At 68.5% G+C, this 5195-nt stretch carries 5 protein-coding genes; 3 read left to right on the top strand and 2 right to left on the bottom strand.

Annotated features, from left to right (window positions below; genetic code table 11):
• Both B1964_RS09035 and B1964_RS09030 read left to right on the top strand, forming a co-directional pair.
• A partial coding sequence (locus B1964_RS09035; protein ID WP_079929548.1) for a sulfite exporter TauE/SafE family protein occupies positions 1-643 on the top strand: 643 nt, incomplete at its 5' end.
• A gap of 249 nt (positions 644-892) precedes the next feature.
• Positions 893-1099: a hypothetical protein gene (locus tag B1964_RS09030; RefSeq protein WP_014359844.1), complete on the top strand. Its 207-nt coding sequence runs from the start codon at positions 893-895 to the stop codon at positions 1097-1099.
• Positions 1100-1166: 67 nt separating this feature from the next.
• Here the strand turns inward: B1964_RS09030 and B1964_RS09025 are convergent, their stop codons facing one another.
• Positions 1167-2888, bottom strand: coding sequence for a DEAD/DEAH box helicase (locus B1964_RS09025; RefSeq protein WP_079929547.1), 1722 nt, complete (start codon positions 2886-2888; stop codon positions 1167-1169).
• A gap of 349 nt (positions 2889-3237) precedes the next feature.
• Here B1964_RS09025 and B1964_RS09020 point away from each other — a divergent pair, with 349 nt between their 5' ends.
• Positions 3238-4584, top strand: a complete 1347-nt coding sequence (locus B1964_RS09020; protein ID WP_079929546.1) for a YihY/virulence factor BrkB family protein — start codon at positions 3238-3240, stop codon at positions 4582-4584.
• Positions 4585-4645: 61 nt separating this feature from the next.
• Here B1964_RS09020 and B1964_RS09015 read toward each other — a convergent pair whose 3' ends face one another.
• The gene (locus tag B1964_RS09015; protein WP_026920164.1) at positions 4646-4939 is read right to left on the bottom strand and encodes a DUF3039 domain-containing protein; all 294 of its coding nucleotides are present in this window, start codon (positions 4937-4939) and stop codon (positions 4646-4648) included.
• Positions 4940-5195 lie beyond the last annotated feature (256 nt).

The following is a 5195-nucleotide window of genomic DNA, read 5'->3' as shown; positions in this document are numbered from 1 at the left end:
CGCGATTCTGTTGGCCCTGGGTCTCTACATCCTCGTGCGATTCACCTTCAGTGGCATTCCCCGGCAGCACCTCGGGAAGCCGCTGCGCAAACGGTTCCTGTCCCCACTCGGCCTGATCGCCGGATTCGTCGACGCCACCGGCGGCGGCGGATGGGGACCGGTGGGCACTCCGGCCATCCTGGCCAGCGGGCGTCTCGAGCCACGGAAGGTGATCGGCTCGATCGACACCAGCGAGTTCATCATCGCCGTTGCCGCGAGCCTCGGATTCCTGTTCAGTCTGGGATCGCAGGGCATCAACTTCGCGTGGGTCGGTGCGATCCTCGTCGGCGGTGTGCTCGCCGCGCCGCTGGCGGCCTGGCTGGTCCGCCACGTCCCACCGCGTCTGCTCGGCGCCTCAGTCGGCGGGTTGATCGTGCTCACCAACGTGCGCAGCCTGCTGCGGGCCGACCTCGTCGACATCGCCCGTCCGATCCAGACGGCGATCTACACGGTGGTGGTACTCGCGTGGGCCGCGGCATTCGCCTACTCACTGCGCGAGTACCTGCGCGACCGCGAGGTGGAGTCCTCCGACGCCATCAGCTCCCTGCGCGAGGAACAGGAACGCGACACGGCGACGGGCGCGGTGGCGACGCCGGCAGGCTGATACCGGGGTTCACCAGTGTCCGCACCTGCGCCGCGATGTGAGCCGCGTCGCACTGCCGGTAACAGTCTGTGGATCCCATGTTGCGGGTGCCGCCACCCGTGTAACGGGTGAGTGACGACACAACTCGCCGGGGCTTCGGAACAATACGAAAGCCGAAAACGTCTGACACAGTGAGGTTGGCGCATCGCCCGGATGTGCCGGCTCACGAAGGAATGGCACGAGAGGTGCCGGACCGGGACGGAGGAAACCATGCCAGACATCGCGACCACACCCCCGATCTCCCTGCCACTGACCGCATCGGATCGCTGCGATCGCTGTGGCGCCGCGGCCAAGGTGCGCGCCGTACTCCCCAACGGCGGCGAACTCCTCTTCTGCCGGCACCACTTCAACGAGCACGAGGCTCGCCTCGTGGAAATGCAGGCCACCGTGGATCAGTCGGCCGGCGAGCTCGTCTGACCGACCCACACCACGAGAGGGCCCGGCGGGAATGTTCCTGCCGGGCCCTCTCGTCGTCCGCGAGCGCTCAGCGCCATTCACGCAGGGCGGCGATCCGCTCGCGCAGTTGATCCGCCGAGGCCATCGCGGTCGGTGGGCCACCGAGTTTGCTCCGCAGTTCGCTGTGCACGACCCCGTGCGGTTTCCCGGTGCGATGGTGGTGCATCGCGACGAGCGTGTTCAGTTCCTTGCGCAAGGCGTGCAGATTCTCACCGGCGGGCTTGACCGCGTCGGCGGCCGGGGTGGTGACCGGGGCGGCCGAACGCGTCTGGACCTGGTCGGCCTGCCGCTGACGCAGGAGAGCGCGCACCTGATCGGCGTCGAGCAGGCCGGGTAGACCCAGGTAGTCCGATTCCTCGTCGCTGCCGGAGAACGTCGCCGTGCCGAATGAGGAGCCGTCGAAGATCACCTGATCGAGTTCGGCGTCGGCGTGCAGGGATTGGAAACCCTTCTCCTCCTCGCCCGGCTCGTCCTTCTGCTTGTTGGCGTCGGTCAGCAGGGCGTCGTCGAGGCCGTCGCTGTCCCGATGCGGCTTGCCGAGCACGTGATCGCGCTCGGCCTCCATCTGGCTGGCGAGGTTCAGCAACACCGGCACCGACGGCAGGAACACGCTCGCGGTCTCACCCGGTCGGCGCGACCGGACGAATCGGCCGATGGCCTGCGCGAAGAACAACGGCGTCGATGAACTCGTCGCATACACGCCGACGGCCAGCCGCGGAACGTCGACGCCCTCGGAGACCATGCGGACCGCCACCATCCACTCGTCGTCGGACTCGGCGAATTCCGCGATCCGCGACGACGCCTTCGGGTCGTCGGAGAGCACGACCGACGGCATCCTTCCGGTGATCGCCTGCAACAGTTCGGCGTAGTCGCGGGCAACGGTCTGATCGGTGGCGATGACCAGGCCACCCGCATCGGGCATGCCGCCGGCGCGGATCTGTCCCAGCCGGGTGTGGGCCGCCTGCAGCACCGAGGGAATCCAGTCCCCGTGCGGGTCCAGGGCAGTCCGCCACGCGCGCGCGGTGTGCTCGGCCGACAGCGGTTCGCCGAGTCGAGCGGTGAACTCCTCACCCGCACTCGTGCGCCAGCTCGCCTGGCCCGAATAGGCCAGGAACACCACCGGTCGCACTACGCCGTCGGCGAGGGCGTCGGAGTAGCCGTAGGTGTGGTCGGCGCGCGAGCGCAACACCCCACCCTCTTCGGGTTCATAGGTGACGAACGGGATCGGCGAGTCGTCGGATCGGAACGGCGTACCGGTCAGGGCGAGTCGTCGCTCGGCGTCGTCGAAGGCCTCGCGGATCGCCTCACCCCACGACTTCGCGTCGCCGCCGTGGTGGATCTCGTCGAGGATCACCAGCGTGCGCCGATTCTCGGTGCGCACCCGGTGCCGGGACGGGTGCGCGGCGACCTGCGCATAGGTCAGCGCGACGCCGTGATAGTCGGAGCTGGTCTGACCGGTCGCGTTGCGGAACCGGGAGTCCAGCGAGATGCCGACGCGAGCGGCGGCCTGGGCCCACTGATGCTTGAGGTGCTCGGTCGGCGTCACGACGGTGATCTGCTCCACCGTCCGGTCGTCGAGGAGTTCCCGCGCCACGCGCAGACCGAAGGTGGTCTTACCCGCACCCGGGGTCGCGACCGCCAGGAAGTCCTTCGGCCCCCGCGCGAGGTATCGGGTCAGCGCACGCCGCTGCCAGGCGCGGAGCGGGGGGCCCGAAATGGCGGCGGCGGCAACGTCTTCGGCAGCGGTCACTGGCAGCTGACTCCGGGGGTCGGTGAACGGGGAATCCGTCGGTGTTCCCGGTCGAACCCGGGCGACACAGTATCCCGGGCGATCGGCCGGCACACCGCACGGACGGGCCCATGCTACCGAGCGGTTCCGACACCCGCGTGGGCGACACGGTGTGGGGCACACGCGGGTGTCGAGGCGCGAGGCGCACTGCGATCTCGAGGCCAGGCTGCTGCCGCCGAGGTGGGCCGAACACGCCGGGAGGCCGCGTGCGACACGCGCACTGGGCACGTCGCGGCCATGGTGGCGCACATCACCTTCGCCGATCGTGGATGCTGTAACCATCAGCACCCGACGACGCAACCCCGCCCCGATGACTCCCGACGACGTCACGTCGTCGGGCGCACGTCGCGGCGCGGTCCCCGAGGCGACCGGACGATCGGGCGCCGATCCGGCGCCGGGCGCTCTCCTCCCCCGACCCCCTCGCGCACCGCACCCCGACCGCGGTGAGATACCGACCGCACCGCTGCACTCGGCGCGCCGCCCGGCACCGTCGTCGGTCGAACTCGACGCACCCGACCCCAACCACCGTGCGCTCGCCGACCCGGGGCACCCCGAGTCCGCCCACCCCGGATCACCCACACCGGACGCCGGCACGCGGACGGACAAGGAGCTCGGTCGCGACGACCCGACCGTCGAACCGCCCGAGACCCCGCGGCGGCCGGTGGTCCGCCACATCCCGATCCTGATCTGGCGGACAATCGTGAAGTCCTGGGACGACGGGATCGTGGGCTGGGCCGCGCAGGCCGCGTTCTGGCAGGCGCTGTCGCTGCCTCCCCTGCTCCTCGGGCTCCTCGGCAGCGTCGGCTATCTCTCGGGCTGGTTCGGTCCCGACACCGTCGACGTGATCTCCGATCGCATCCTGGCGTTCGCGAACCGCACCTTCTCACCCAATGTGGTCAATGACCTCATCAAGCCGACCGTTGACAACGTTCTGGGCCGCGGACGGGTCGGGGTCATCTCGGTCGGCTTCATCCTGTCGTTGTGGGCGGGCTCGTCGGCGGTGTCGTGCTTCGTCGCCTCGATCGTGCGGGCCCACGACCAACACGAGGTCCGAAATCCGGTGTGGCAGCGCATCTTCGCGCTGCTGCTCTATCTCGGCTTTCTCACCGTCGCGGTCCCGCTACTCCCCCTGGTCGCCCTGGGTCCCAACTACCTACGCGAGATCGTCCCCGAATCCTGGGATCCGATCGTCACCAACGCGATCGATTTCGGGTACTTCCCGTTCGTGGCGTTGCTGCTGATGCTGGTGCTGACCACGCTCTATCACCTGGCGCTGCCCAATCCGCTGCCCTGGCATCGCCTGGTGGGCGGCGCGATCGTCGCGGGCATCGTGTTCTGGGTGGCCAGCTACTTCCTGCGGCTCTATCTGGCGGCGATCACCCGGGCCGGCTACACCTATGGCGCGCTGGCCACCCCGATCGCGTTCCTGCTCTTCACGTTCTTCCTCGGGTTCGCGATCGTGGTCGGGGCCGAGTTCAACGCCGCGGTGCAATCCCTGTGGCCTGCACGGCCCGCGGTGACCGCGCAGGTCCGGGACTGGGTCCACCATCAAACCGCCGAGGTGACCGGTCAGCTCAAGACGCTGCCCGAGCGCCTGTCGACCGGTCCGATCAGTCGGCGAAACCGACCGCGTGAGCATTCTGCCGACGATCTGTGAGATCAGGCCCCATCTCTGAGATCAGTACCTCGTCGCCGTCGGCGATCAGGCGATCAGGCGGTCATTCCTTGCGCATCCGCTTGTAGATCTTCTTGCACTTCGGGCACACCGGCGAGCCCGGCTTGGCCGATCGGGTCACCGGGAAGGTCTCCCCGCAGAGGGCCACGACGTGAGTACCCATGACCGCGCTCTCGGCGATCTTGTCCTTCTTGACGTAGTGGAAGAACTTGGGCCGGTCGTCGTCACCGCGATCGGTGGCGTCGGCGTCGGGACGTTCGTCGGTGGTGGTGTCGGTCCGCACATCGGTGTCGATGCGTTCGTCGATGTCGGGCCGCTCAATGGTTTCGGTGGGCATGCCCACCATTGTGCGCCACCCGGGCTGGACCGGGTCACCCCTGCCGAACCCAAGGCGCACGAGAACGCATCAGAATCGAATACTCGGACATAACCGACAGTGCGACCGTTCGGGGAAAGTGGGACAGTGGAGTCATGGGTGAGCGGGACGACAACGGCGAGCGGTCCGGGACGGATCGATCGAAAGCAGATGCGTTCCTCATCACCGGCGCCCCGACGCCGTACGACGAGCAGCATCGCGCCCGTGTCCGCAAATA

This window comes from Gordonia sp. i37, from assembly GCF_002043085.1.
In the GTDB taxonomy this organism is placed as follows: Bacteria; Actinomycetota; Actinomycetes; order Mycobacteriales; family Mycobacteriaceae; genus Gordonia; species Gordonia polyisoprenivorans.
Note: the sequence above shows the minus strand (reverse complement) of the source record. Positions and strands in the feature narration are given on the sequence as shown.

Coding starts and splice junctions, on each gene's coding strand:
- B1964_RS09030 (WP_014359844.1), top strand. CDS start 893: ATGCCAGACATCGCGACCACACCCCCGATCTCCCTGCCACTGACCGCA.
- B1964_RS09020 (WP_079929546.1), top strand. CDS start 3,238: ATGACTCCCGACGACGTCACGTCGTCGGGCGCACGTCGCGGCGCGGTC.
- B1964_RS09015 (WP_026920164.1), bottom strand. CDS start 4,939: ATGCCCACCGAAACCATTGAGCGGCCCGACATCGACGAACGCATCGAC.